The organism is Bradyrhizobium sp. AZCC 1588 (genome assembly GCF_036924735.1).
Lineage (GTDB): Bacteria > Pseudomonadota > Alphaproteobacteria > Rhizobiales > Xanthobacteraceae > Bradyrhizobium.
In genome coordinates, this window is record NZ_JAZHSC010000001.1 from 7,186,523 (window position 1) to 7,211,633 (window position 25,111).

Sequence of the window (25,111 nt, forward strand, 5' to 3'; positions counted from 1 at the left end):
GGGTAACGGGCAGCTTCAGCGCCGACAAGCCGGCGCGATGCGCAGCGCCATGCGTTTCGCGCCTCCCCGCATCCGCTGCCGCAAATCGACCAGAAATTGTGCCTAGCCAGTGCGCCTCGCACGTGGGGACAAGCCTTGAACAAGAAACTGAAATATGCGGCGGCGGCGATCGCCGTCTTCGGCGCAGCCATTTACCTCAACAACACCAATCATCTCGCCGCCCATCAGGAGGGCAAGCCCGTCCTGCTCGCGCATCGCGGCATTGCCCAGCGCTTCGATGAGCGCGAGTTGAAGAACGATACCTGCACGGCGGCGCGAATGCTGCCGTCAAGCCATCAATATCTGGAGAACACGATCGAATCGATGCGAGCCAGCCTTGCGGCCGGCGCCGATGTCGTCGAGCTCGACGTTCACCCGACGACCGATGGCGAATTCGCGGTGTTTCACGACTGGACGCTGGATTGCCGCACCGACGGGCGCGGCGTCACGCGCGAACACTCCATGGCCTATTTGAAGAAGCTCGATATCGGCCATGGCTATACAGCCGATGGTGGCAAGACCTTTCCGTTTCGCGGCAAGGGCATCGGCCTGATGCCAACGCTCGCCGAAGTGCTGGCGGCCTTTCCGCAGCAGCGGCTGCTGATCAACGTCAAGGGCCGCGACCCGTCCGAGGGGGAGAAGCTGGCGGCCGTGCTGGACAAGCTCCCCGCCGAACGCCGGGCGCAGATCATGGTCTATGGCGGCGACGAGCCGGTCGAGATCGTGCGCCAGCGCCTTCCGGATGTCCGGACGATCTCGCGCGCCACGATCAAGAGCTGCCTGCTCGGCTATATCGGTTATGGCTGGAGCGGCGTGGTGCCGAAAGCCTACCACAACGCGATGGTGATGGTGCCGATCAACGTCGCCCCATGGCTCTGGGGCTGGCCGGACCACTTCCTCAGCCGCATGAGGGCGGCCAATAGCGAGGTCTTCGTGCTCGGCCCCTATCGGGGCGGCGAGTTTTCGACCGGAATCGATACGCCGGAGCAGTTCGCGCGGCTGCCGCAAAACTATTCAGGCGGCATCTGGACCAACGAGATCGAGGCCATCGCCCCACTCGCGGGCAAGCGGAAATAGCCGCTAGCTCCGCAAGCCCGGCGCCTCGTGCCCGGTGCGCGCGACATATTCGGTGTAACCGCCGCCAAATTGGTGGATGCCCTCCGGCGTCAGCTCCAGCACGCGGTTGGAGAGCGCCGCGAGGAAATGCCGGTCGTGGGACACGAACAGCATGGTACCCTCGAACTCGGACAGCGCATTGATCAGCATTTCCTTGGTCGCGAGGTCCAGGTGGTTGGTCGGCTCGTCCAGCACCAGGAAATTCGGCGGATCGTAGAGCATTTTTGCCATCACCAGCCGCGCCTTCTCGCCGCCCGAGAGCACGCGGCACTTCTTCTCGACGTCGTCGCCGGAGAAACCAAAGCAGCCCGCGAGCGCGCGCAGCGAACCTTGTCCCGCCTGCGGAAAGGAATCTTCCAGCCATTCGAACACCGTGCGTTCACCGTCGAGCAGGTCCATGGCGTGCTGGGCAAAGTAGCCCATCTTGACGCTACCGCCGATCGCCACCGTGCCATCGTCGGGTTCGGCCGAGCCCGCCACCAGCTTCAGCAGCGTCGACTTGCCGGCGCCGTTGACGCCCATCACGCACCACCGCTCCTTGCGGCGGATCATGAAATCGAGGCCCCGATAGATGGTGCGGCTGCCATAGCCCTTGTGGACGCTCTTCAGGCTGACGACATCCTCGCCCGAGCGCGGCGCCGGCAGGAACTCGAACGCCACCGTCTGCCGCCGCTTCGGCGGCTCGACGCGCTCGATCTTGTCGAGCTTTTTCACCCGGCTCTGCACCTGCGCCGCATGCGAAGCACGCGCCTTGAAGCGCTCGATGAACTTGATCTCCTTCGCCAGCATCGCCTGCTGGCGTTCGAATTGCGCCTGCTGCTGCTTTTCGTTCAGCGCGCGCTGCTGCTCGTAGAATTCGTAATTGCCGGAATATGTCGTGAGCGTCCCGCCGTCGATCTCGACGACCTTGTTGATGATACGGTTGATGAACTCGCGGTCATGCGAGGTCATCAACAGCGCGCCCTCGTATCCCTTCAGGAACTGCTCGAGCCAGATCAGACTCTCGAGGTCGAGATGGTTGCTGGGCTCGTCCAGCAGCATCACGTCAGGCCGCATCAGCAGGATGCGCGCCAACGCGACCCGCATCTTCCAGCCGCCGGAAAGCGCACCGACGTCGCCCTCCATCATCTCCTGGCTGAAGCCCAAGCCCGACAACGCCTCGCGGGCGCGGCCGTCAAGCGCATAGCCGTCGAGCTCTTCAAAGCGGTGCTGCACCTCGCCGTAGCGCGCGATGATATCTTCCATCTCGTCGGCGCGATCCGGATCGGCCATCGCGGCCTCGAGCTCCCTGAGCTCGTTTGCCACGACGCTGACAGGCCCGGCGCCGTCCATCACCTCGGCCACGGCGCTGCGGCCCGACATCTCGCCGACGTCCTGGCTGAAATAGCCGATAGTAATCCCCCGATCGAGCGAGACCTGGCCCTCGTCGGGTAGTTCCTGGCCCGAGATCATCCGGAAAAGCGTGGTCTTGCCCGCGCCGTTCGGGCCGACGAGGCCGATCTTTTCGCCCTTCTGAAGGGCTGCGGAGGCTTCGATGAAGAGGATCTGGTGGCCGACTTGCTTGCTGACGTTATCGAGACGGATCATTGGGCCCTGAAGGGAGGAAATCGCTGTGGCCGCTGCTTAGGACATCTAGCGTGCTTGTGGAAGCGGTTCCGAAATATTCCCGCCGCAACGAGCCACGCTACCTGACAGTGTTTTAGATCGTCTCTGCAACTGTCTCCAGGGGTCTTGTCCAGGTGGCCGAATGAGCTTGCGTTTGGGCAGTTAAACCTTCCAGCGCTGCGAACCGATCTGTACCAGCATCGTTAGCCCGTCATCTCCAATTGAACCGACGGAGAGTTCCCATGAGCGCAACAGGTCTCGAAGTATTCGACAGAACGCTCCAGATCACCAACACGTGGTTGGACGAAGTGATGACAAACCTGCCGCGCGATCGCAAGCTGGCGTGGCATATTCTGGGATCGGTATTGCGAACCATCCGCGACCGGGTTCCGGTCAATCTTGCCGCACATCTCGGCGCGCAGCTTCCACTGCTGGTGCGCGGCACCTATTACGACCAATGGCGGCCAAGTGAAACGCCGAAGGCGTGGCGATCGGCAGATGAGTTTCTCTCCATCGTCTCGGCAGAACTTAGTTCGCAGAAACCGGTCGATTCCAAAGATGCAGCGCAGGCGGTGTTCCGCGTTCTGAACCATCATGTCGATCCCAATCAGGTCGAGAAGGTGCGCCACGCGCTTCCGGAAGACGTGCAGGCGTTGTGGCCCCGTAACAATCGGGTTTCATCGGCGGCCTGATGCGGCATCTGATCGCGGTTCCGAAGATCGACAAGAACCCTGATGTTCGCTGGGCGTTGTCCTGCAGCACAAAAGCAATCAACAACGGGAGCGAGCAATGACCAAACCTCCGCCCGTGCCGCAGGACAATCAAAGCCACAAGGGTACCGGCGATCCGAAATCCGGCAACGCCCATGAAGTTCGGAAGGGCCGTGGCCACGTTGAAAATCCCCGTGAGCAGGGACAACAGGGCAACACCGCTCAAAACACGACTCATCAGGGCTATCAGCAGGATCGCTAATCAGGAGCGAGCACCATGTCGACTTCAACGAAGACGCGCGCGAGCATTCGCCAGGGCGGCCCGGGTGCTTCCCATGAGAACGCCAAGGCGCCGCTTCACGTCGAAAAGCCGCCCGCCGATGATCCGCAGCGCCGGCATAGCAAGGTGTCCGGCGGCGGCGGCGAACATGACACCCACCACACTCACGAGCCAGAGCGAAAGGGCGGCGGCACCCACCCCGCATCGAAGGACGCGTCATGAGCACCAAGCATGTGAAACTGAACCGACCGACCAACGTCGATCTTGTTCGTAATCCGCTGATCGGAGGCTCGAAGGGAATGACGATGGCGCAGGTAACGTCCGACGAGCTTGAGGAATTCGAGGGCGCCAATACCTTCGAGGGCGACATCGAGAATGATACGAATCCTCAGGGTGGTATCACGAAGGCAGAAGTTCGCAACCGCCGCCGCGGACCGCCGCAAAACGATCGGGATAGTGGTCCGCGGAGAATGCCGCTGCAAGGGAAGAAGACGCATGAGCAGCAAATGCGCATTCTCGAACGGAAGCCCGATGTGCCCGACGCGAGGCAGATGGAGGAGATTGCGCAGACCCAGCACCCTGGCGGCGGCAAAATAGCGAAGCGCGAAGGACGTCAATCGGAATTTCCGGTAAGCCGCGGCGGGCTCAACCAGGAAAGCCAGCACAACAAGCACAATCGTCCGGGCCAGTCCGGCCACAAGCCTCAAAAGCCATAGGGGATAGTACTATGACACGTGGAGCACACGGAGACGGCAAGCATCTCGGCCCTGGCGCGAAGGGCAAAGGCGCCGGGACCGGCGCTATGACCGACGTGCAGAACGACCTGATCGGCGACAACGCGGTGCTTTCCAACCGCGACAAGACTGAGCATTCGCGCGATCGCGGCCAGGACAGCAAATGGACCCAAACCGAGCAGTTGAAAGACCACGCGGCAAACAAGGGCCGCGGATAAGGCGAGAGATTGCCGGCCGCGTGGAGATCACAGGTTGATCACGCCAAGTCGCGCGGCATGTGCCACGGCATCGGTGCGGCCGGTGGCATCAAGCTTGTCAAGCAGCGAAGCTACGTGGAATTTGGCGGTATGCACGGATATTCCAAGTTGGCGCGCGATGGCTTTGTTGGATGCGCCTTCGGCCATCAGGACAAGCACGTCGCGCTCGCGTGGCGTGAGATCGATATCGGACGCGTCGACGGCCGTCGGTGCGTCGCGTGATATGAGCGCGACCGTTGCTGCCTCTCCGGGCGCCGCCAGACGAAGCCCGGACACGACGCCGAGCAGAGATGCGAGCCGGTCCGCCAGCACCGGATCCGCGATCTCGATAGCTACCACAATGACCGGCGAGGCCGCTTCGCTCACGCTTCTGGCCTTTCACCGATCGTGAGCTTGACTTGCAGCGGTTGGCCGGCGCGGCGAATTGTAATGTCAACGACGGAGCCGATACTGTCCGGCCCAAGCGATCGTATCAGCGAGCGCGTGCCGGTCAGCTTCTCGTTATTCCAGCCGACGATCACGTCGCCTTGCAGGATACCGGCGGCAGCCGAGGGGCCTGACTTGTCAACACTCATCACCATCGCTCCGACGCCATCGTCGAGCTTGATCGGCTGCAATCCAACCCCGAGATAGCCCCGCGCAATCCGGCCATGGGTTTCAAGCCTTCCCGCGATCCGGTCGATCGTTGCGCCGGGAATCACGAGAATGCGTCGCACCCCTTGGACTGCCATGCCGATCGCTTCGCCGGAGCCATTGACGGCAAGTCCCCCCTCGTGATTGCTGCGCAGCCGCACGTCGAGCTCGATCCTGGCATCGATCTCACCGCCCCGAAGGCTGCGCCAGCGGCCCCCGACCAGCGAGACGACGCCGAGCGCCGCAGTGGGAACGCCATGCTCGGCAGCGACCACGACTATCAGCGAGCCCAGATCCGGAACAACGGGCGAGAACGCGACGGATGCACTACTAGGGATGGTCTTACCGGCATGACTCTTGGTATCGAGCCGCAGCAGCGCGATATCGGTGGTGTGATCGCGTCCTGCGATCTTGGCCGACTGCGTCGTTCCGTCGGCAAGTTTGACTGAGACTTCGCCTTCGTCGGCCAGCGCTTCATCAGCCGTCACGATCAGGCCGGGTTTCCAGATGAAGCCGGAGGCCCGCGAGCGGTGCGAATGCACCGAGACGATCGCGGACTTTGTCCGGGCGACGACATCGGCAAGGGCGGAGGATAACGACGGAAGGATAGCTGCGGTCGGGTCGGGCATGACAGAACTCCTGGATCGGTTGAATCCAATCTGGGAGTTCAGTTTGCGTTCGGGACCTAGCCTGGTGGGCAGGCCGCGGGAGTTTTTCGCCTCGAACGCGGGCGTTCCCGCTTCGCACTATGCCGTGTGTCCGGGATCGATGTGCTTTGGCGTCTTCTTCTCCCGTTGAGGCGTCATCCTCGCAGGGTCGGGGGCGCCAGGCACGCCGCGCGGTCCGAGTTGTTCTCGCTGAATATCGTCTTCCGACTTCTCGGGCTCGACGCCATTGGGCTCGCGATTTCGGGTCATGGCTGAACGGGTTCTCCTTCGAACATCAGCTCACGCTGTTAATGCCTCAGCAGAACACCTGTTCCTATTCCTGATCTGGCGCACGCCGTGGAACCAGCATTGCAGCGTGTTCCCGTGTCACAGCTTCCGAGTGTTGATGCTGCATCAATCAATCCGCGGGCGTTTGTTGGAAGTTTTCTAAGAGCCTCTCTAAGAACCATTCCATTGGAGGAATCGTAATCCCTCGCGTATGCGTCACTGAGTTGCGCTGCTGAACTTCCTGAAAGCGCGACATTAAGCGCTCGCAGGTTGGGGTGAACCTTGAAGTCTTGTGATTTGTTGCGGGTCGCCGCGTTGGCGACCGTATCCGTATTGGCGTTGTGGCCGCAGTCGACGTTCGCGCAGTCAAGTTCTGCGTCGCAATCCGGGGCGCAGTCGTTGCCTCCGGTCGTCGTCGCCTCGCCGGAGGCTCGCCGTCGCGCCGCAGCGCCGGAACGGCGCCAGACACGGCGCGCAACGCAGACAGCGCAAACCAATAGACCGCAGCCGCAACGCGGCGTCGGCTTCGTCGAAAACCCGCGCGGCGCCGTCCAGGGTTATGTCGCCGGCCGCTCGATGGCGGGCACCAAGACCAACACGCCGATCATGGAGACGCCGCAGTCGTTGTCTGTGATCGGCAGCGAACAAATTCGCGACCAGAAGCCCGGCAAGTTCGACGAGATCCTGCGCTACACGCCGGGCGTTGTCGCCGGGACATTCGGCGCCGACACCCGTAACGACTGGTTCCTGATCCGTGGCTTCAAGTCGGACGATATCGGCCTGTTCCTCGATGGTCTGCAGCTCTTCTATACGTCCTATGCGAGCTGGAAACTGCAGCCGTTCAACCTCGCCCGCGTCGAGGTGCTACGCGGCCCCTCCGCCGTGCTCTATGGCGGCTCCAGCCCGAGCGGCATCGTCAACGCGGTCAGCAAGACGCCCCCGGTGGAGCCGATCCGCTATCTCGAAACCGGCGTCAACAATTTCGGCAACGCCTATCTATCTTTCGATTTCGGCGGCCCGGTCGCAACCGCGCCCGAAAACGGCAAGCTGTTCTATCGTGTGGTCGGACAGGTCCAGAACGGCGGCACCCAGGTCGATTTCACTCCCGACAATAACTACTTCGTCGCGCCGTCCGTCACCTACAAGCCGGATGCCGACACGACGTTCACCGTGTTGGCTTCGGCGTCAAAGCAGGATACGCGCGGCATTAACTTCCTGCCGTATGTCGGAACGGTGGTCGATGCGCCCTTTGGGCGTATTCCGACAAAGCGGTTCGTCGGCGACCCCAGCGTCGATACGTTCAAGCGCGAACAGGAGATGATCGGCTATCAATTCGAGCGCAACCTCTCCGACAGCGTCACATTCCGGCAGAATGCCCGCTACGCGCACGTTGACATCACCTATCGCGGTTTGGTCGGCAATAGCTATACCAACATCGCCACCGGTGACCTCGGCCGCTACAATTGGTACGCGAAGAACACCGCCAACCAGGGCAATCTGGACAACCAGTTGGAGTATCGTTTCGATACCGGCCCAGTGCAGCACACGATGCTATTCGGCCTCGATCTGAAAGCCTATCGGATCGACGACTACCAAATCTTCGACTTCGGCGGTGTGCCCTCGATCAACGTGTTCAATCCGATCTACGGTATCGGCGACATACCGTTCACGGTCGCGCCATTCCGCAACTTCCTCCTGACTCAGAATCAACTCGGCACCTACATTCAGGACCAGATCAAATTCGGCGGCTTCACGCTGGTATTGAGCGGCCGCAACGACTGGGTATCGACCAGCCAGGGCGATCGTCCGACCGGCGCCACGCTTTTCAACCGCGAAGATAGCAAGTTCAGTGGCCGTGCCGGCTTGATCTACAATTTCGCCAACGGCCTCGCGCCCTATGTCGCCTACGCGACCAGCTACAATCCGATCATCGGCCTCAACGCTTCGAACCAACTGTTCCTGCCGGAAACCGGCGAGCAGGCCGAGATCGGATTGAAGTTTCAGCCCAACGGCTTCGACGGTCATTTCAGCATCGCTGTGTTCGATCTGAAGCGGCAAAACGTACCGACCACAGTCCCGAGCACCACGCTGGTTCTTCAGAACCAGACCGGTGAGGTCACCTCGCGCGGTCTCGAGCTGGAGGCGGTAGCCAATCTCGCGCCTGGCCTGAAGATGGTTGGCGCGTTCACCACCTACGACCTCTTTATCAGCAAGGACGCAGATCCGGCGCTGCTTGGCCTGACGCCGACCAACACGCCACAGCAGGTTGGATCCGTCTGGGGTGACTACACCTTCCAGGAAGGACCGTTGAGGGGCTTTGGCTTTGGTGGCGGCGTGCGCTACATCGGCAAGTCCTTCGCCAATGCCGCGAATACGCTTGTGGTTCCTTCAGTCGTGCTCGGTGACGCTTCGATCCATTACGAATGGCAAAACTGGCGCGCGGCATTGAACGTCATCAATATCGCTGACAAGACTTACGTCGCCAGTTGCGCGTCCGATACGTCCTGCTTCTACGGTGATCGGCGCCGCGTGACGGCGAGCCTCGCCTACAAATGGTAACTCGGACGAGTTAGGAGGCAGCACTGAAAGCGAAGACGGTCCGCATCTGGTCGATGGTCCACACCTGGAGCAGCCTGATATCGACGCTGTTCCTGCTGCTGCTGTGCATCACCGGCCTGCCGCTGATCTTCCATCATGAGATCGACGAGCTGCTTGGCTACGATCCGAAGCCCGAGATCGCACAGCCGGGCGCGGTGAAACGGAGCATCGACGAGATCGCCCGCACGGCGCTCGCGAACGATCCGGGTCGCGTCCTGCAATATATCTTGTGGGACAAAGACGAACCGAACAACGTGATCGCCTTCACCAATAACAAGGTCGATGGCGATCCGGATGCGGCGACGCTCAGAGCTTACGATGCTCACACCGCCAAGCCGCTCGGCTCGGTCGGCGGCGGTCCGATGCTGATCTTCCTCAAGCTGCACGTCGATATGTTTGCCGGCCAGCCCGGCAAGCTGTTCCTCGGCGCCATGGGGTTCCTGTTCCTGGTCGCCATCGTCTCCGGCGTCGTGCTGTACTGGCCGTTTACGCGCCGTCTGAGCTTCGGCACCCTCAGGGACAAGTCGCGCCGCATTGCCTGGTTCGACTGGCACAACCTTCTGGGCGCGGTGACCATCGCATGGGCGCTGGTGGTCGGCGCCACCGGCGTCATCAACACGCTTGCGGAAGTGATGCTGAGCCAGTGGAAAGCCAACGAACTCGCCGACATGGTCAAGCCTTACGCGGGCAAGCCGCCGCCGGTGCATCTCGCCTCGCTTGATGTAGCGCTTGAGAATGCGCGTAAGGCCGCGCCGGACATGAACGTCTCCTTCGTTGCCTTCCCCGGCACCCCATTCACGAGTTCGCATCATTTCGCGACGTTCATGCGCGGAGACACGCCGCTGACGTCGCGCCTGCTCAAACCAGTACTGCTCGATGGCGAAACCGGCGAAATCTCCGACGCGCGCGACCTTCCCGTCTATCTGAAGGCGCTCCTGGTCTCGCAGCCGCTGCACTTCGGTGATTATGGCGGCATGCCGCTGAAGATCATCTGGGCGCTGCTCGACATCATGACCATCGTCGTGATCGGCAGCGGGCTCTATCTGTGGGTCATCAAGCGCCGCAAGCATCGCAGCCACGTGATGGCGGGGCAGCCTTCACTGCAGCCGTCGCGATGACCGCCGCCCGCAAATCGCGCTCCAGTGGCGGTTGGTGGACCGTGTATGGCGGTCCACTGCTGATCGGCGTGCTGTCGGTCGCGGGGCTATTAAGCGCGCTATTGTCCGAGGGACCCGGCCGCTATTTTTCCTGGCTCGCGCTCGGCGCGCCCGTCGCGCTCACCGTGTGGTTTTTCGCCCGGCGGAGGCGTGACTAAGCGGGCCGCATCAGCTTGAGCGTGGCGGCGAGCCGCAGGCTGCGCTTCCCGGCCAGCGCAATGGCTTCGAGCTGTGCGCCGGCCTCGTCGCAGGTACCGGTAAAGCCGATGCCTACCTCATGGCCGCCGAACACAGGGTTTTCGCCTTTCGCCGGCGTGTGCTCCTGGTTGAGGATTTCGCCCTTCCAGCGGCCGTCGGCCGAGGAGTAGGAGCCGAGGTAATAGAAAAAAGCGTCGCCGCCGAGGATGCGGCCGTCCAGCAGCAACATGACGCCCGACAGACCCGCGTCGATACCGTCAAGCGCGCGAAGCTGGAGGGAATAGAGCCCGTTGACGATACCGCCCTGCCCGACGGACCCGACCGGTGGCAGCGCCTCGTCGTCGAGCCGCGTCAGGTCGGCCCAGAACAAGGCGCCCGGCCGCGGCGCGGCGCTGCCTTCAAAACGAATCTTGTTGCCCATCAGCCTGCCGCGCACGCTGATGGCGGCGACGTCGGTATCCATCAGCGGCTTGTAGTGCGGGTCGTCATTATGGCGCTGGGTGATGACCTCGCCGATGATCTCCTCGCCGCTTTCTCGATAGGTGCCGAGATGGGCAAAGGCCGAATTGCCGCCCAACATCTTGCCATCATGCATGCACATGATGCTGCGGCCGAACGCGTCGTTCACGCCGTACTCGACTTTGTAGAGTCCGTTCAGCAAGGAAGGTGTCCTGCACTATCGAATCGTCCGCCGGGCTTAGCACCGCCGCCGCGATGGAACCAGCGCGCGTTTTATCGCAGTTTCAATGCCGTTTGAAATACTGCACGGCGCGCTCGTGCTTTTCCGCCGCCGCACGCGATTTGAAGGTTCCGAGGTTACGGCGCTTGCCGGTTTTCGGATTGATTTTGCGGGAATAGAGCCGGTATTCGCCCGATTGCAGTTTTCGGATCATGGCCAGCACCGCTTTCTTGCGAGCCCCGTCCGCAATAATGACGCCACGGGTCCCCTTGTTCCGCTCCGGCTATTCGCGTTGTCTGGCCTTGCAATGCCGGGATCGTTTGGCCGGCTGGAATGAACGGGGGGTCAGGTGCAACATTTCTTCCTTTATCTTCTTGCGCTCGGCGCTGGCGTGAGTGTCGCGACCCAGCAGGTGCTCAATGGCAGTCTGCGCACGGCGCTGGGCTCGCCGGCCTGGGCGGGGCTGATCAGCTATGCGGGCGGCCTCGTCACCATGATCGTCGCAGTGATCGCGCTCGGCGAACGTGTGCCGTCCTGGAAAACAATGGTCGATGTTCCGTGGTATGCGTGGTCCGGCGGCGTGTTCGGCGCTGCCTTCATCCTGCTGGCGATCTTGCTGTTACCCTCGCTCGGCGCAGCGACGCTGTTTGCGCTGGTCATTGCCGGCCAGGTGCTCGCCGCAGTGACGCTCGACCATTTCGGCGCGTTTGGGCTGACGCCGCATCCCGTCAGCGCCGCGCGGCTCGCAGGCGGAGTGCTGTTGATCGCCGGTGTCGTCTTGATCCGGGATTGAAATTCAGGGCTCGAGCCCGCTCTCGCGCAACGCCGGCGCGACCGCAGGCGACGAAAGAAATCGCAGCAGCCGGTCCGCTTCATTGGGCTTGTTGCTCGCTACCATACGCCCGGCGGAAAACACCGCGGGCGTTTGCAGTTGGCGTGGAATGGCTCCAACCACCTCGATGCCGCCGACCTGCTTCAACTCGCTGATCTGCTGGACGGCGAGATCGGCCTCGCCGGTCACCAGCTTCTCAGCGGTAAAACCCTGCGGGATGATCTGCGCCCTCGCATTGACCTCGGAGGCAATGCCGAGTTGCTCGATCAGTTTTGCAAACAGAATGCCGCTGGCGCCGAGCCGCGAATAGGCCACCGAGCGCGCGCCGAGTAGCGCCGCGCGCAGCGCCGCCTCGGTCGCGATATCGGGATGGGCTGCCCCGGCCTTCACGGCGATGCCGACGAAAGAGCGGGCCAGGTCCACGCAAGTCTCCGTGACCACCCACCCCTCGCGCACGACTTCGTCCAGCCCCTCGCGGGTCAGGATGACGACGTCCGCGGCCTCGCCCGCGCGCAGCCGGTCCAACAACGCCAGCGTGGGCGCGAAATCGGCGTCGATGCGTGCGCCGCCGGCTGCCTGATACTGGCCGGCCAGGCCTTGCACGGCGCCCTTCAACGCCAGCGTCGAAAGCATGCGCATGGCCATCGGCTGCTATACCCGGCGCATCAGTCTGAGCACCGCGGTCATGCGAAGGCTGCGCTTGCCGGCGAGCGCGGTCGCCTCCAAGAGCGCGCCTTGCTCGTCGCAGGAGCCGGAAAAGCCGATGCCGACTTCATGGCCGCCGAAGATGGGGTTCTCGCCCATGGCGGGCGTGTGCTCCTGATTGAGAATCTGGCCTTTCCAGCGGCCGTTCTCCGAGGTGTAAGTTCCGAGATAGTAGAAGGATGCGTCGCCGCCGAGGATGCGCCCGTCATTGAGCAGCATTACGCCGGTCAGGCCGCCCTCGACGCCGTCGAGCAGGCGAACGTGGATGGAATAGAGGCCGTTGACGATGCCGCCCACGCCGACGCTGCCGGCGATCGGGATGGCCTCCTGCTCGATCGGCGTCATCACCGACTGGAACGCCACGCCGGGCAACTCCTTCAAGCCCCCTTCGAAGTGGTACAGATTGCCGTCTGCCCTGCCCTTCGCCAGCAAGGTGGCATCGTCGGTGCCGGCCATCGCGCGGTAATTCGGGTCCGGGTTGTGGCGCACGGTCTGGATCACGATGTCGACGCCATCGTCCCGTTTTTCGTAACTGCCGATATGGGCAAAGGCCGAATTACCGCCCAGCATCTTGCCGCCGCGCGCATACATCACGCTGCGGCCGACCGCCGCGCCAAGCTGAAACCTGACTTTGTAAAATCCCTCAAACAATGCCGTCACCCCGGCAAACCCGGCTCGTTGTCTAGCGCGGTTCATAACGCAGGGGAACGGCCTTGAACTGCCGTATTTAATCAAACCTATCAAGACAGCGGTGTCATCAAAACGCAATGATCCGCCAAGGCGGTGCCCTGGCGGATCAGCTTTGCAACCCGGAAAGCCGGATTGTATCGTCGGTCCCTTAGGCCGCGGCCGCCTTGGCGCCGGTCGGGACTTCCGCGATCGTCTTCAGGATCTGGGACGCGATCTGGTAGGGGTCGCCCTGCGAGTTCGGGCGGCGGTCTTCCAGATAGCCCTTGTAGCCATTGTTGACGAAGGAGTGCGGAACGCGGATCGAGGCGCCGCGGTCAGCCACGCCGTAGCTGAACTTGTTCCAGGGCGCGGTCTCGTGCTTGCCGGTCAGGCGCTTGTCGTTGTCCGGCCCGTAGACGGCAATGTGGTCCATGAGATTCTTCTCAAAGGCAGCCATCAGCTTCTCGAAGTATTCCTTGCCACCGACTTCGCGCATGTACTTGGTCGAGAAGTTGGCGTGCATGCCCGAGCCGTTCCAGTCGGTATCGCCGAGCGGCTTGCAGTGGAATTCGATGTCGATGCCGTAGCTCTCGGTCAGGCGCAGCATCAGGTAGCGAGCCATCCACATCTGGTCGGCAGCGGTCTTGGAGCCCTTGCCGAAGATCTGGAATTCCCACTGGCCCTTCGCCACTTCGGCGTTGATGCCTTCGTGGTTGATGCCGGCGGCGAGGCAGAGGTTGAGATGCTCTTCCACGATCTTGCGGGCGACATCGCCAACGTTCTTGTAGCCAACGCCGGTGTAGTACGGGCCCTGCGGACCCGGATAACCGTCCGAGGGGAAGCCGAGCGGACGACCGTCCTTGTAGAAGAAATATTCCTGCTCGAAGCCGAACCAGGCGCCTTCATCGTCGAGGATGGTTGCGCGCTTGTTCGAGGGGTGCGGGGTCTTGCCATCGGGCATCATGACTTCGCACATCACCAGCGCGCCGTTTTCCCGCGCAGCATCCGGATAGACGGCGACCGGCTTCAGCACGCAATCGGAGCTGTGGCCTTCGGCCTGCATGGTGGACGAGCCGTCGAAGCCCCACAGCGGAAGCTGTTCGAGCGTCGGGAACTTGTCGAATTCCTTGATCTGCGTTTTGCCGCGCAGATTCGGCGTCGGCGTATAGCCGTCGAGCCAAATATACTCGAGCTTGTACTTGGTCATTGAGCCTCTCTTGAGTTGCTATGAAATGCGGAAAACCGAAACCTTGAATTCTGGATTTTGACGCCCAGCCCCTGGAGGTCTCCGCATACGTGTACCCGGCCACGTCAGGCCTCTTCTTACTAAGCACGTAACGTGCCAATCGCTGCAGTGCGGCAATGGCCATCCACAGTGCGCGCCGGCGTGGCCCAAAATAGAAGCTGCGACATAGGAGCGCGGCCGGCCCCTAAATCGGGCGGTCTGGCGGCGGGCTTGCGAACTGAATCCAGCCCATTTTTCCGGCATTTTCGCTTCGCTGCCGCTAAGCGCTTAAAGGTGCGGCATCCCTTTGAGCTCCCCAGGTCGGACGCCGGCTCACCTGAGCAACCATCCCGTCGGCCCACGCGTTGGTCATGCAAACGCTGCCTCGCAGAATGCACCGCTAAAACTGCCTACGAAATAGACAAAACCTGCCGATCTCTTGGTCACTTGCACCTGCCCAGGGCACCGACAATATCGCCTTACGTAACCAGTAGAGAACGAGTCGGGCGCACCATGGAGGCTCGCGCTTCGACAAGAGGAGACTGCAATGATGAATCCGAGTTTGAATCACGGGTCAGCCACGATCTACCAATTCCCAGCCGGGGGCCGGGCGGCTCTCGGGGGACGTCGCTATGGCGAGACCAAAGCCGTGACCGAGTTTGCGGCCCAGCCGGTCAACCTAGCGGACTGCTGCGATAGCTGGTACCACGCCGCGGCGATCGAGGACGCCAAGACCGAGCGGGATCACTGATGCTTGGGAGGTGTTTGGCAGGGACGCGCCGGACAAACGAGGCGCGGACGGAGAACTAGAAAAGGGTCGGAACGAAATCGTTTCGGCCCTTTTTCACGTCTGCTCGCACGTCGTGGTCCGCCGTCTGGCGTGCTTGAGTGTGGTGATGCCAGCTTTGGTGATCCGTAGGGTCACGCCCTTCCCCTGGTAACGCGACCCTGACAAGACCCAACGCTTTGGCAGCGTCACCGCCTTGCCGTCGAGTTGTAGATGGGCACGCTTGTCGTATTGAAAAAATCCAACCGTGAATTGCGACCCGTCGGCGCAACGATAATTCTGGAAGCTGGACTGCGCCGATGCCTGTGACGGTATGGTTGCAACCGCGGCGAAGCCTAGCGCCGCGCCAAAAATCGTGATGTTCCGCCGATTCATGCTTCGCCCTCTTGCGAGTTCAGTATAGACGAGACGGGGCCGAACGACACCCGTCCCTTACTTTCCGTCCGAACCCTTGCTGCATGATGTCAGATTCCCCTGCCCGCCATCTCAATCTTGCCGGCGCCAGCAATTTTCGCGATCTCGGCGGCTATCCCACAAGCGACGGCCGGACCGTACGCTGGCGGCAGATTTTTCGCTCCAACCATCTTGGCCATCTCACCGAAGGCGATGTCTCCGTCCTGCGGGAGCTGGACGTCCGCAGCGCGTTCGATTTTCGCGGCTCCGAGGAGCGCGCCGCCGCCTTATGCGGCATGCCCGAGATATCAGTTCATTCGCTGCCGGTCGAGCCGACGGTGGTCGCGGCGCTGCGCGCCATCGCAGCCGCCGGCACGCCGCTGTCCACGGACCACGCCGTCGAGGTGATGCGCGACTCCTATCGCAACTATGTGCAGAAGAATACGCAACACTTCCGGACGCTGTTTGCGCATTTGCTGGAAGATCGCGCGCCGCTGGTGATCCATTGCACCGCCGGCAAGGACCGCACCGGCTTTGCGTGCGCGCTGATCCTGCATACGCTCGGCGTTTCCGAGGACACTATCTCGGAAGACTATCTGCTGACCAACCGCTTCTACCGCAGGGACCCCAATCACAGCAGCGACCTGCCCGAGGAGGTCAAACAGGTGCTGGGCTCGGTGCAGGCATCATTCCTCGCCGCCGCCTTCGAGGTCATCGACGCCGACTATGGTGATCTCGAAACCTATCTCCGCGATGGTCTGGGTCTCGGCAAAGCCGAGCGCGCCCATCTCGAAGCACGCTATCTGCAGCGCTGATTCCATAGCGTTTTCAAGCGAAGTGGATTCCGGTTCGCGTGAAGAAAACGCGTCCAAACAAAAAATTAGGGCCCGGTTCTGATTCAATCAGAACCGGGCCCTAATCCGCCTTCACCTCACCCGCTGCATCGACACGACCTGCGCGGATAGCTTGCCGCCTCTCGCCCTGACGTTGACCTGCACCTTGTAGTCGTTGCTGGTTTCGCCCTTGGGCACATAGAGCATCGCGGTAAAGCGCACGCGGCCGCGCGCATCGAGTGTCACCGGCAGATCCTCATGCACTCGGAAGGAATTACCCTGGCGATTTCGCGGCGGCAGCCTGGCCGTCATCACAGGTTCGACCAGCGCACGCAGATCGAGCTTGGTCGCCGTTGCACCATCAATCCGGTAATAGGCAAAGGAATCGCTTTCCCAGCGGCTGTTCGCGACCTCGATAACGGCCTGGCTGTCCGGTGACCAGGCCGCAATCAGTTCGTAGCGGTTCGCCCGCATCTCGCCTGTCTCCCAATAGGTGCCGCCGAGTGTGGCAAGCACCGCACCATCGGTGACACGGATCAGGACGTTTTCGACGTCGTTGGGAGTATCCTGGCCGGACGGCAGCCCCTGCGCGGTTCGCCAGGCGAACGCGTACCCCTTCGAGGGCGAGGTGGTGTCGGCGAAGACACGCATCGCAGCTTTCCCTTCGCCGCATACGAGGCCGCCGTGCCGATCGGCGACGCAGCCTTGCGCATGCGCGGCGACCACCGACTGCAATGCGATGAGAGCGAGTGGAAATGCGAGAGCGTAGCGCATGCGCGATCCTATCCGCCACGCGCAAATCATAAAGCAGACCGTGGCGGCTGGAAAGCCGCGCGCTATCGGCTCAGGCCGCCGCTTCCATTTCCAGTTCGGCGTCGAGATCGGCGATGACGTCCTCGAACGCCGAGATTGCCTGCTGGATCGCTGCGATCTGCATCAATTCCCAGCTCGAGACCGGACCGCTGCGATTCTGCAGCGCTACAACGAGGTCGCGCCGCTGCTCCTTAAGCTGAACAAGCGGTAAACCATGATCCGGCAAACCCATGACAAATCCCCCTGCCTTCTTGTTGGAGTCCTGTTGTACCGAATGGATTCTGCAAACGGCTTACAGAACTCCGGCAAATTTTATCGATTTAGCCCGATCCCTTGGCCTCCCGTCGTTCTACACAGCCCGTCACCTCCGGCCAGACGTGGGCCGCGACAATTTGGGCCGGCGAGACTGACGGTCATGCAGAAATTCGCCGCATTGGGATTGAAAATCTCCTGTTAAGGTGCGCTCCCTCATCCGCATGCGGAGGCCCTTCATGGACGGAAAAGTCATTGTCGTGACGGGCGCGCTGGGTGCGCTCGGCCGGGTGGTCGTGGACGAAGCGCTGGCGCAGGGCGCCCGGATTGCAAGCGTCGATCACGCCCCGACGCAAGTCCCCGCCACGGCGGATCTTTTCGAAATCGGCGGCGTCGACCTCACCGATGCCGCGGTAGCCAAAAAGGCCATCGACGCTGCCGCCGCGCATTTCGGCAAGCTAGATGCGCTGATCAACATCGCCGGCGGCTTTGCCTTCGAGACGGTGGCGGAGGGCGATCCGAAGACCTGGCAACGGATGTATGCGCTCAACGTGATGACCGCGCTCAACGCCTCGCGCGCGGCGATCCCGCATCTCGCCGCATCGGGCGCGGGCCGCATCGTCAATATCGGCGCAATGGGCGCGCTGCAGGCAGGCAGTGGCATGGGCGCCTACGCCGCCTCCAAGGCCGGTGTGCACCGCCTCACCGAGGCGCTCGCCGCCGAGCTCAAGGGCAAGGTCACGGTCAATGCCGTGCTGCCGTCGATTATCGACACAGCGGCCAATCGCGCCAGCATGCCGAAAGCCGATTTCACCAAATGGGTGACGCCGAAGGAACTAGCCGACGTGATCCTGTTCCTCGCCAGCGACGCCGCAAGTGCCGTCACCGGCGCGCTGCTGCCGGTGAACGGGCGGGTTTAGCCCTCCACCTCCACCAGCTTTCGCAGCACCGCCTTGAAGCGAATGCTGCGCTTGCCGGCGAGCGCGGTGGCTTCGCCTTCCGCACCGTCGCGGTCATACGTACCGGAAAAGCCGATGCCGACTTCATGGCCGCCGAACACCGGCCGTTCGCCCTGGGCGGGGGTATGCTCGCGGTTAACGAGTTCGCCCTTCCATCTGCCGTTCGCCGACGTGTACGCGCCGACATAGTCGAAGAACGCGTCGCCGCCCCTGATGCGGCCGTCCTGCAGCATCATGACACCCGTGTTGCCGGCATCGATCCCGTCGAGCATACGGATGTGGATGGAATACAATCCATTGCCGATCCCGTCAGGGCCGACCGCACCGGGCGGCGGCGCGTCGGTATCATCGATAGGGCTCAGAACGGTCGTGAAATGGATGCCGGGCAAGGCCGCGCTGCTGCCCTCAAAATGAAACTCCTCGCCGCGGGGCGCGCCCGTGAAGTTCATCACGGCATCTTCCACTTCGAACATCGGAACGTATTTGGGATCGTGATAATGGCGCGACATCGTAACCTCGCAAGAGACGATGCCATCGGCTTCGGTGAAGTGACCGACAAAGGAAGAGCCGGAATCGCCGCCGTACAGCCTGCCGCCCGATGTCGCAAACATCACGCCACTGCCCGTGCCGCGCGCCGTGGTGAAGCGGAATTTGTATAGCCCTTGCAACGCGCCTACTCGCTGTGGGAGCGGCAAATGCCTATTGGCCCGCGAACGATCGATTCGCAGGTTCCCTCAAATTGCCGCTGGCCTTGTCCCCGCTCCGACAATAGCCGCTCCGGGGCTATCCGATCAAACGCCTTGCCGGAATTGGGCTAGGCTCGGCGTGTTGAGTCGCGGCAGCCAGCGCCGCCGGAGCCTGCCTTGGAAACCGCACTTTATCTTCCCGTCAAACGCTTCCTCGAAAAGCTCGGCTTCACCGTCAAGGGCGAGGTCGGCGGCTGCGATCTTGTGGCGCTGAGTGGCGACGATCCGCCGATCGTGGTGATCGGCGAACTGAAGCTTTCCTTCAATCTGGAACTGATCCTGCAGGCGGTCGATCGCGCCGGCGCCGCCGACGAGGTCTGGCTTGCGGCTAAATTGTCCGCCCGCGGCAAAGGCCGCGAAAGCGACGCGCGGTATCGCAACCTTTGCCGCCGGCTTGGCTTCGGCATGCTCGCTGTCACCAATACCGGCGATGTGGAAGTGCTCGTCAAGCCGCCGACATCAGCGCCCCGCCGCGATCCCAAAAAGCGCTCGCGGCTGATTGCGGAGCACCAGAAGCGCAAGGGCGATCCCGTCATGGGTGGATCGACGCGCGCGCCGATCATGACGGCATACCGCCAGCAGGCGCTGGCCTGTGCCTCCGCGCTGTCAGGCGGGCCGCGGCGCGTCAGGGATTTGCGGGCGGAGATTCCCGACGCCGGAAAAATCCTGCTGCACAACGTTTATGGCTGGTTCGATCGCGCCGAGCGCGGCATCTACCTGCTGACTGATGCCGGCCATGCCGCGCTGAAGCGCTGGCCACAGCAGCCGCTGGATCTGGCTGCCGCCGGCAATCCCTCGCCATGATGGCAAGCACGGTGACACCGAACCGTACAGCGCTACCGGATTTGAAAGATTTTAGACGCATGGCTGTATTGTCGAGCGAAATTCATATTGCAATGCAACATTAGGGCACCTAGGTATCTCCGCAATCAAATGCGAGGCGCCTTATGAGCGAAGACTGGAACACGAAATACGGCACACGACGCGTCCGGCGGGATCCGCCGACGCTGGAGGAGGCAATCTTCGCCGCGGTCGGGATCACCGACGATCAGCAGCAGCAGGCGGAAATCGCCGCCGCGCTGATGGGCCTGCCCTATGAGGAAGTGCTGGCTGAAGTGAAGAAGACCGGCCGCGCGCTGGCGCGATCGGCCACCCGCGTCATTGCAGGCGAGCAAGGCGCGCAGCGTTCGATCGTGGTCGAGCGCCGCGTCGTCAGGCGCTTCGGCAACGACAAGCGTACCGGCACCTGAATAGGCAGCAACTCGCCAGTTGATTTGTCATTCTCCGATGTGCAATTGCACATCGCAGGCGTGCGAAGCACGAGCCCGGAATCCATTGGACCGCAGAGTGTGAGGCTTGATGGATTCCGGGCTCTCGCTTCGCGAGCCTACGATGTGCAATTGCACATCGGAGAATGACGACCGCTATTTGGCCTGAGCCCCTAGGAGGCCCCCCACTCGGACGGGGCGGTCCCGGCCATACGAAGCAGCATTCGCCGATAAGCGCGGTTGAAAGCCACCACCTCACGCGTCGTCTTCAGCACGCTCTCGATCCAGGACGTCGCAAGTTCGGCCTGATCATACTTCGTCAGATCGATCGTGCCGGTGGATTCGCCGTGGCGGAATACAAGCTGTGCGCCGAACTTGCTGGCGAGCGCCCGCATCGCCTCGTTCTGCGCGCCGGTGGTGATCCGCAGGCTCGTATAGCCCTTGGCGCGTGCTTCCTTGATCAGCTTGCGGAACAGGATGCTGCCGACGCCGCGACGCCGCACGGACGTTTCGACGCTGAAGGCGATCTCGGGAAGCGAATCCGGTGACTGGTCCGGCGGATGCAGCTCCGCCGCTCCGCGAACCACGCCGTTTTCAAAGAAGGCGATGATCGTCGTGCCGTCATTGGCGCATTTCTCGGCGTAGCGCTCGATGAAGCTGTCGTCCATGAAGCCATGGAAGCGGTCGCGGCGGCTGGTGCGGTCGAGCCGCAGCAGGTGATCGCGCAATAGCGGCAGTTCTTCCTGCTGGCTCAGCGTGCGCACGCTGCTATCGGCAAGCGCAGCCGCAATAACGGTGAGGTACATAGTCCAAAACTCCTCTGAGAAAACCCTCGAGGAGGCGTCGAATCCCTAGACCACCCATATTGTGCGGCGCAGCATCGAATTCAAGACCGGATCGCTCCGTATACTGCCTTAAATAACGGCAACATTTCCAGCAATTTAGCCGACCTGCCATTAACCAATTGTTAAGGTTCGTCGCCCGGCGCAAAGTGGGCATGGAGCTTGCTTATTTTTGGATGCGCCAAGCCCCGGCAACGCACCCGGATGGTTCGTGGAGACCCATTGTGGCTGTCGTGCTCGACACCAGATCTTGTCTTCCGGAGCGCCGGCTTGCGGTGTGGCAGGACATCGTGTGCGACACCTTCGTCGGGCTCGATTGCAAATCGGACATGCGCGGCGCGTTTTGGGGCTCAGTGTCGCAATCCAGAATCGGACAGGTCGCGCTCACGCAGGTCGATTCCACGGCACAGCGGGTATTCCGCACGCCGTCGCGAATAGCCCGCGCCAGCGAAGATTTCGTGCTGATGGCGCTGGGCAACAACGGCGTGAATGGCGTGTTCCAGGATGGCCGCGAGGCAGTCGTCTCCGCGGGACAATTCGTCATTTACGACACCACCCGCCCCTACGAGCTGCGCTTCGACGACAGCTTTTCGCAGACGATCTTCCAGATGCCGCGCAAACTGCTGCAACAGCGCGTCGGCTCGTTCGATAGTCTGACCGCGACGACGTTTGCCGGTGATCGTCCGCTCGAACGGCTGACATATGATTTTGCGCGCAATGTGAGCAAGGCGATCGAGCTGGTTGATCCCGCCGCCGCAACGCGCCTGCTCGACCAGGCGCTCGACCTGCTCGCGATGACGCTTGCCGACCGGCTGCATGGCCGCTTGCCGGAGCAGTCGGCCCACCGGTCGGCGCTGCTCTATCGCCTCAAGAACCATATCCTGACGCATCTTTCCGATCCCGAATTATCGCTGCCGCGCGCTGCAGCCGCAGTCGGAATCTCGCCGCGTTATGCCAGCGATCTGATGGCCGCCGAACAGTCCTCGTTCCGCAGCTACGTGCAGGCGCAACGGCTGGAGCGCTGCAAGCGTGATCTTGCCGACCCCGCCTACCAGGCGCGGCACATCGGCGAGATCGCCTTCGCCTGGGGCTTTAACGACCTCGCCCATTTCAGCCGCATCTTCAAGCAGCGCTTCGGCGTCTCGCCGCGCGAATGGCGCGAGCAGCCGGGCAAGTAACGTCTTTCGCCCGGCCCTCCCTTCCCGTCGCGCCACGGGCATCCGACGTTCTCCGGACCATCTGCCGGTTTAGACAAGTTTTCGTTCCGCCGCGGACAAGCGGTGCGCAATGCCACGGCTGTAGGCTTGGTGCGAGCGATCACCGGTCTCCAACACGAGAGGATGAGTTCGATGGGTCTGGTTCATCAGAAATACAAGGTGGCGGTGGTTCAGGCGGCGCCGGTCTTTCTCGATCTCGATGCGACCGTGGACAAGACTATCAACCTGATCGAGGAAGCTGCCGCCAACGGCGCGAAACTGATCGCGTTTCCCGAAACCTTCATTCCCGGCTATCCGTGGCAGATCTGGCTCGGCGCGCCTGCCTGGGCGATCGGCCGCGGTTTTGTGCAGCGCTACTTCGATAACTCGCTCGCCTTCGACAGCCCGCAGGCGGAAAAGATTCGCAATGCGGTGAAGCGCGCGAAACTGACCGCCGTGCTCGGGCTGTCCGAACGCGACGGCGGAAGCCTCTATATCGCGCAATGGCTGATCGGGCCTGACGGCGAGACCATCGCCAAGCGTCGAAAGCTGCGGCCGACCCATGCCGAACGTACCGTGTTCGGTGAAGGCGACGGCAGCGATCTCGCCGTCCACGACCGCGCCGACGTCGGACGGCTCGGTGCCTTGTGCTGCTGGGAGCATCTGCAGCCGCTGTCGAAATACGCGATGTACGCCCAGAACGAACAGGTCCATGTCGGCGCCTGGCCGAGTTTTTCGCTGTACGATCCCTTCGCGCATGCGCTCGGTCATGAGGTCAATAACGCCGCCAGCAAGGTCTATGCGGTCGAAGGCTCGTGCTTCTTTCTCGGTCCTTGCGCGGTCGTTTCGCAGGCGATGATCGACGAGCTCTGCGACACCCCCGAAAAGCATGCCTTCCTGCATGCCGGCGGCGGCCACGCCGTAATCTACGGGCCGGACGGCAGTTCGCTGGCCGAGAAACTCCCGCCGGACCAGGAAGGTATTCTGTACGCCGACATCGACCTCGGCATGATTGGGGTAGCGAAGAACGCCGCCGATCCGGCCGGGCATTATTCGCGGCCCGACGTCACGCGGCTGCTGCTCAACACCACGCGCGCCAACCGCGTCGAGCATTTCTCGCTTCCCGTCGATGCCGAGGTCATGAGCGAAATCAGGCTGCAGGCCTGACGCGCTTCATTTTCCGAGAAGGAGCAGGCCCATGGAATCCGCAATCCCTGCGCATCTGCAAACCGCGCGAACGCGCCACCGCCGCGTCGGCGAGGATTATGCGCCGCCCTACCCGTCCTTCGTGGCGCGGCACAAGCCAAGCGTGACGCGGGTGGTGATGGCCTATTTCGGCATCCAATCCCGCGGCGCGCTCCCGGTAGGCACGGAGCAGGCGTTGGCCCGGCTCGCTTCGGATTTCGCAGCCGCCGATGGCCCGTCCCATTGGGACCGCGCGAGCTATATCGACGAGGCCGGTTTCACCAATCTCGTAACCGTGGCCTATTGGGACGAGCGGCAAAAATTCGATCGCTGGTTTCCACACGCGCGCGAGCGCTGGACCGGCGAGCAGCGGACCAATAACGGGTTCGGTACCTTCATCGAGGCGCTTTACCCGTCCGTCGAGGGCTATGAGACGCTGTTCTCTTCGCTCGGAAGGCCCGAAGGCGTCGCGGTTCTCGCCGACGGCATGAGCGGCGAGGTGTTGGAGCACGCCTATTGGGGCGGCATGCGCGATCGTATCCCGTTGTCCCAAACCAGCGAGATGGCGCCCTCGGGCTCGGCCCGCGTGATCCGAGACGGCGCGCGTATCCGGATCATCCCGCATGACAATGTCTGCCTGATCCGGTCGGGCCAGGATTGGGGCGATACCGAAGCCACGGAGCGCAAGATGTACCTCGGTGATGTCGAGCCGGTGCTGCGCGAAGGCATGGACTTCCTCCGCGACCAGGGACGTTCGATCGGCTGCTACGCCAACCGCTACATGACCGTCATCGGCCCTGACGGCGCGAGAGCCGAAAAGTCCTACGGCATGAGCTGGTGGAAAAGCCTGTCGGCGCTGGAGCGCTGGGCTGAATCGCATCCGACCCATGTCAGGATTTTCGGCGCTGCCATGAAGTACCTGTCGACCCTGGGACCGGCAGCAAAACTGCGGCTGTACCACGAGGTCACTGTCGCCCGCGCCGACGAACAGCTCTTCGAGTATGTGGATTGTCATCCGCAAACCGGAATGCTGAACGCCGTGCAAACGGTGGAGACGGCCTGACGCTACAGCACCATCTGGGTTTGCGTGACGACCGCAATCAGCCTGCCGTCCTCGGTCTCCAGCCGCGTCTGCCAGACCTGGGTGCGGCGCCCCCGATGCACCGGTGTGGCGGTCGCAATCACCGTAGACCCTTCCTTGGCGCCGCCGATAAAATTGGTCTTGCTCTCGATCGTGGTGGTGCCCTTGGCATCCTCGGGCAGATTGATGACGGTCGCGGCAGCGCCGACCGAATCCGCAAGGGCCATGATCGCGCCGCCGTGAATTGTGTTCCGCAGCGTGCAAAGATCCGGCCGCACCAGCATCCTGGCGACCACCCGATCCATTCCGGCTTCCGTGAAGGTTACCCCCTTCAGTTCCGCAAACGGCATCTTCATCGACTGGATCTTCTCGAGCGGCGTCATT

General features: G+C 62.4%; 33 protein-coding genes. 18 read left to right on the forward strand and 15 right to left on the reverse strand.

Annotated elements, in window-relative coordinates; translation table 11 throughout:
• Positions 1–135: 135 nt before the first annotated feature.
• Positions 136–1,116, forward strand: a complete 981-nt coding sequence (locus tag V1277_RS33680) for a glycerophosphodiester phosphodiesterase family protein (RefSeq protein WP_334420035.1) — start codon at positions 136–138, stop codon at positions 1,114–1,116.
• 3 nt (positions 1,117–1,119) lie between these two features.
• Here V1277_RS33680 and V1277_RS33685 read toward each other — a convergent pair whose 3' ends face one another.
• Entirely contained in the window at positions 1,120–2,742 is a 1,623-nt protein-coding gene (locus V1277_RS33685) for an ABC-F family ATP-binding cassette domain-containing protein (RefSeq protein ID WP_334420036.1), read from the reverse strand.
• Between the two features lie 260 nt (positions 2,743–3,002).
• Between V1277_RS33685 and V1277_RS33690 the strand changes: the two genes are divergently transcribed.
• The 5 genes from V1277_RS33690 to V1277_RS33710 all read left to right on the forward strand — a co-directional run bounded on the left by V1277_RS33690 (position 3,003) and on the right by V1277_RS33710 (position 4,702).
• A complete protein-coding gene (locus V1277_RS33690) occupies positions 3,003–3,452 on the forward strand; it encodes a DUF2267 domain-containing protein (RefSeq protein ID WP_028346376.1) in 450 nt (149 codons plus the stop codon).
• Between the two features lie 97 nt (positions 3,453–3,549).
• Positions 3,550–3,732 (forward strand): hypothetical protein, encoded by a 183-nt coding sequence (locus tag V1277_RS33695; protein ID WP_334420037.1) that lies wholly within the window; start codon positions 3,550–3,552, stop codon positions 3,730–3,732.
• Between the two features lie 15 nt (positions 3,733–3,747).
• Positions 3,748–3,972 carry a hypothetical protein gene (locus V1277_RS33700; protein ID WP_334368622.1) on the forward strand — a complete coding sequence of 75 codons (225 nt, stop codon included), beginning with the start codon at positions 3,748–3,750 and terminating at the stop codon, positions 3,970–3,972.
• A complete protein-coding gene (locus V1277_RS33705; RefSeq protein WP_334420038.1) occupies positions 3,969–4,466 on the forward strand; it encodes a hypothetical protein in 498 nt (165 codons plus the stop codon). The genes V1277_RS33700 and V1277_RS33705 overlap by 4 nt, the downstream gene beginning before the upstream one ends.
• An 11-nt stretch (positions 4,467–4,477) precedes the next feature.
• Positions 4,478–4,702, forward strand: coding sequence for a hypothetical protein (locus tag V1277_RS33710; protein WP_334368619.1), 225 nt, complete (start codon positions 4,478–4,480; stop codon positions 4,700–4,702).
• Positions 4,703–4,729: 27 nt separating this feature from the next.
• Here the strand turns inward: V1277_RS33710 and V1277_RS33715 are convergent, their stop codons facing one another.
• The 3 genes from V1277_RS33715 to V1277_RS33725 all read right to left on the reverse strand — a co-directional run bounded on the left by V1277_RS33715 (position 4,730) and on the right by V1277_RS33725 (position 6,291).
• On the reverse strand, positions 4,730–5,107 hold the full coding sequence (locus V1277_RS33715) for a response regulator transcription factor (protein ID WP_334420039.1): 378 nt from the start codon (positions 5,105–5,107) through the stop codon (positions 4,730–4,732).
• Positions 5,104–6,003 carry a S1C family serine protease gene (locus tag V1277_RS33720; protein WP_334420040.1) on the reverse strand — a complete coding sequence of 300 codons (900 nt, stop codon included), beginning with the start codon at positions 6,001–6,003 and terminating at the stop codon, positions 5,104–5,106. Before V1277_RS33720 ends, V1277_RS33715 begins: the two co-directional genes overlap by 4 nt.
• Positions 6,004–6,120: 117 nt before the next feature.
• Positions 6,121–6,291 carry a hypothetical protein gene (locus V1277_RS33725; protein ID WP_197427489.1) on the reverse strand — a complete coding sequence of 57 codons (171 nt, stop codon included), beginning with the start codon at positions 6,289–6,291 and terminating at the stop codon, positions 6,121–6,123.
• A gap of 315 nt (positions 6,292–6,606) precedes the next feature.
• Here V1277_RS33725 and V1277_RS33730 point away from each other — a divergent pair, with 315 nt between their 5' ends.
• From V1277_RS33730 to V1277_RS33740, 3 genes are read left to right on the forward strand one after another with little or no spacing between them, the layout of a single operon-like run.
• Positions 6,607–8,868 carry a TonB-dependent siderophore receptor gene (locus V1277_RS33730; RefSeq protein WP_334420528.1) on the forward strand — a complete coding sequence of 754 codons (2,262 nt, stop codon included), beginning with the start codon at positions 6,607–6,609 and terminating at the stop codon, positions 8,866–8,868.
• Positions 8,869–8,921: 53 nt separating this feature from the next.
• Entirely contained in the window at positions 8,922–10,025 is a 1,104-nt protein-coding gene (locus tag V1277_RS33735) for a PepSY-associated TM helix domain-containing protein (protein ID WP_334420041.1), read from the forward strand.
• Positions 10,022–10,222 carry a hypothetical protein gene (locus tag V1277_RS33740; protein ID WP_334420042.1) on the forward strand — a complete coding sequence of 67 codons (201 nt, stop codon included), beginning with the start codon at positions 10,022–10,024 and terminating at the stop codon, positions 10,220–10,222. Before V1277_RS33735 ends, V1277_RS33740 begins: the two co-directional genes overlap by 4 nt.
• Here V1277_RS33740 and V1277_RS33745 read toward each other — a convergent pair.
• Both V1277_RS33745 and V1277_RS33750 read right to left on the reverse strand, forming a co-directional pair.
• Positions 10,219–10,923 carry a GrlR family regulatory protein gene (locus tag V1277_RS33745; protein WP_334375727.1) on the reverse strand — a complete coding sequence of 235 codons (705 nt, stop codon included), beginning with the start codon at positions 10,921–10,923 and terminating at the stop codon, positions 10,219–10,221. The genes V1277_RS33740 and V1277_RS33745 overlap by 4 nt on opposite strands.
• 82 nt (positions 10,924–11,005) lie before the next feature.
• Positions 11,006–11,155 (reverse strand): hypothetical protein, encoded by a 150-nt coding sequence (locus tag V1277_RS33750; protein WP_141686549.1) that lies wholly within the window; start codon positions 11,153–11,155, stop codon positions 11,006–11,008.
• Between the two features lie 135 nt (positions 11,156–11,290).
• Here V1277_RS33750 and V1277_RS33755 point away from each other — a divergent pair, with 135 nt between their 5' ends.
• Positions 11,291–11,734, forward strand: coding sequence for a DMT family transporter (locus V1277_RS33755; RefSeq protein ID WP_334420043.1), 444 nt, complete (start codon positions 11,291–11,293; stop codon positions 11,732–11,734).
• A gap of 3 nt (positions 11,735–11,737) precedes the next feature.
• Here the strand turns inward: V1277_RS33755 and V1277_RS33760 are convergent, their stop codons facing one another.
• The 3 genes from V1277_RS33760 to V1277_RS33770 all read right to left on the reverse strand — a co-directional run bounded on the left by V1277_RS33760 (position 11,738) and on the right by V1277_RS33770 (position 14,354).
• Positions 11,738–12,412, reverse strand: coding sequence for a substrate-binding domain-containing protein (locus tag V1277_RS33760; RefSeq protein WP_334420045.1), 675 nt, complete (start codon positions 12,410–12,412; stop codon positions 11,738–11,740).
• A 12-nt stretch (positions 12,413–12,424) separates the two neighbouring features.
• Positions 12,425–13,129, reverse strand: a complete 705-nt coding sequence (locus tag V1277_RS33765) for a GrlR family regulatory protein (protein ID WP_334420529.1) — start codon at positions 13,127–13,129, stop codon at positions 12,425–12,427.
• 187 nt (positions 13,130–13,316) lie between these two features.
• A complete protein-coding gene (locus tag V1277_RS33770; protein ID WP_247511477.1) occupies positions 13,317–14,354 on the reverse strand; it encodes a glutamine synthetase beta-grasp domain-containing protein in 1,038 nt (345 codons plus the stop codon).
• 565 nt (positions 14,355–14,919) lie between these two features.
• Between V1277_RS33770 and V1277_RS33775 the strand changes: the two genes are divergently transcribed.
• Positions 14,920–15,123 (forward strand): DUF2735 domain-containing protein, encoded by a 204-nt coding sequence (locus V1277_RS33775; protein ID WP_334375730.1) that lies wholly within the window; start codon positions 14,920–14,922, stop codon positions 15,121–15,123.
• A 93-nt stretch (positions 15,124–15,216) separates the two neighbouring features.
• On the opposite strand, the gene V1277_RS33780 is transcribed toward V1277_RS33775, so the two are convergent.
• A complete protein-coding gene (locus V1277_RS33780) occupies positions 15,217–15,534 on the reverse strand; it encodes an MliC family protein (RefSeq protein ID WP_334420047.1) in 318 nt (105 codons plus the stop codon).
• 86 nt (positions 15,535–15,620) lie between these two features.
• Between V1277_RS33780 and V1277_RS33785 the strand changes: the two genes are divergently transcribed.
• Positions 15,621–16,367: a tyrosine-protein phosphatase gene (locus V1277_RS33785; protein WP_334420530.1), complete on the forward strand. Its 747-nt coding sequence runs from the start codon at positions 15,621–15,623 to the stop codon at positions 16,365–16,367.
• A 111-nt stretch (positions 16,368–16,478) separates the two neighbouring features.
• Here the strand turns inward: V1277_RS33785 and V1277_RS33790 are convergent, their stop codons facing one another.
• Both V1277_RS33790 and V1277_RS33795 read right to left on the reverse strand, forming a co-directional pair.
• Positions 16,479–17,159: a hypothetical protein gene (locus V1277_RS33790; protein WP_334420048.1), complete on the reverse strand. Its 681-nt coding sequence runs from the start codon at positions 17,157–17,159 to the stop codon at positions 16,479–16,481.
• A gap of 70 nt (positions 17,160–17,229) precedes the next feature.
• A complete protein-coding gene (locus V1277_RS33795; RefSeq protein WP_028346392.1) occupies positions 17,230–17,430 on the reverse strand; it encodes a hypothetical protein in 201 nt (66 codons plus the stop codon).
• A gap of 259 nt (positions 17,431–17,689) precedes the next feature.
• Between V1277_RS33795 and fabG the strand changes: the two genes are divergently transcribed.
• Positions 17,690–18,370: a 3-oxoacyl-ACP reductase FabG gene (gene fabG / locus V1277_RS33800; RefSeq protein ID WP_334420049.1), complete on the forward strand. Its 681-nt coding sequence runs from the start codon at positions 17,690–17,692 to the stop codon at positions 18,368–18,370.
• Here the strand turns inward: fabG and V1277_RS33805 are convergent.
• Positions 18,367–19,077: a GrlR family regulatory protein gene (locus tag V1277_RS33805; protein ID WP_334420050.1), complete on the reverse strand. Its 711-nt coding sequence runs from the start codon at positions 19,075–19,077 to the stop codon at positions 18,367–18,369. The two genes, fabG and V1277_RS33805, sit on opposite strands and share 4 nt — an antisense overlap.
• A 195-nt stretch (positions 19,078–19,272) precedes the next feature.
• Between V1277_RS33805 and V1277_RS33810 the strand changes: the two genes are divergently transcribed.
• On the forward strand, positions 19,273–19,959 hold the full coding sequence (locus tag V1277_RS33810) for a DUF2161 domain-containing phosphodiesterase (protein ID WP_334420051.1): 687 nt from the start codon (positions 19,273–19,275) through the stop codon (positions 19,957–19,959).
• Positions 19,960–20,102: 143 nt separating this feature from the next.
• Positions 20,103–20,405 carry a hypothetical protein gene (locus V1277_RS33815; RefSeq protein ID WP_334420053.1) on the forward strand — a complete coding sequence of 101 codons (303 nt, stop codon included), beginning with the start codon at positions 20,103–20,105 and terminating at the stop codon, positions 20,403–20,405.
• Between the two features lie 191 nt (positions 20,406–20,596).
• Here V1277_RS33815 and V1277_RS33820 read toward each other — a convergent pair whose 3' ends face one another.
• Entirely contained in the window at positions 20,597–21,229 is a 633-nt protein-coding gene (locus tag V1277_RS33820) for a GNAT family N-acetyltransferase (RefSeq protein WP_334420054.1), read from the reverse strand.
• A gap of 260 nt (positions 21,230–21,489) precedes the next feature.
• Between V1277_RS33820 and V1277_RS33825 the strand changes: the two genes are divergently transcribed.
• The 3 genes from V1277_RS33825 to V1277_RS33835 all read left to right on the forward strand — a co-directional run bounded on the left by V1277_RS33825 (position 21,490) and on the right by V1277_RS33835 (position 24,709).
• On the forward strand, positions 21,490–22,443 hold the full coding sequence (locus V1277_RS33825; protein ID WP_334420055.1) for a helix-turn-helix domain-containing protein: 954 nt from the start codon (positions 21,490–21,492) through the stop codon (positions 22,441–22,443).
• A 171-nt stretch (positions 22,444–22,614) separates the two neighbouring features.
• The gene (locus V1277_RS33830) at positions 22,615–23,628 is read left to right on the forward strand and encodes a carbon-nitrogen hydrolase family protein (RefSeq protein WP_334420056.1); all 1,014 of its coding nucleotides are present in this window, start codon (positions 22,615–22,617) and stop codon (positions 23,626–23,628) included.
• Positions 23,629–23,659: 31 nt separating this feature from the next.
• On the forward strand, positions 23,660–24,709 hold the full coding sequence (locus V1277_RS33835) for a phenylacetaldoxime dehydratase family protein (RefSeq protein WP_334420057.1): 1,050 nt from the start codon (positions 23,660–23,662) through the stop codon (positions 24,707–24,709).
• A 2-nt stretch (positions 24,710–24,711) separates the two neighbouring features.
• Here V1277_RS33835 and V1277_RS33840 read toward each other — a convergent pair whose 3' ends face one another.
• Positions 24,712–25,110: a PaaI family thioesterase gene (locus V1277_RS33840; RefSeq protein ID WP_334420058.1), complete on the reverse strand. Its 399-nt coding sequence runs from the start codon at positions 25,108–25,110 to the stop codon at positions 24,712–24,714.
• Between the last annotated feature and the right edge of the window lies 1 nt (position 25,111).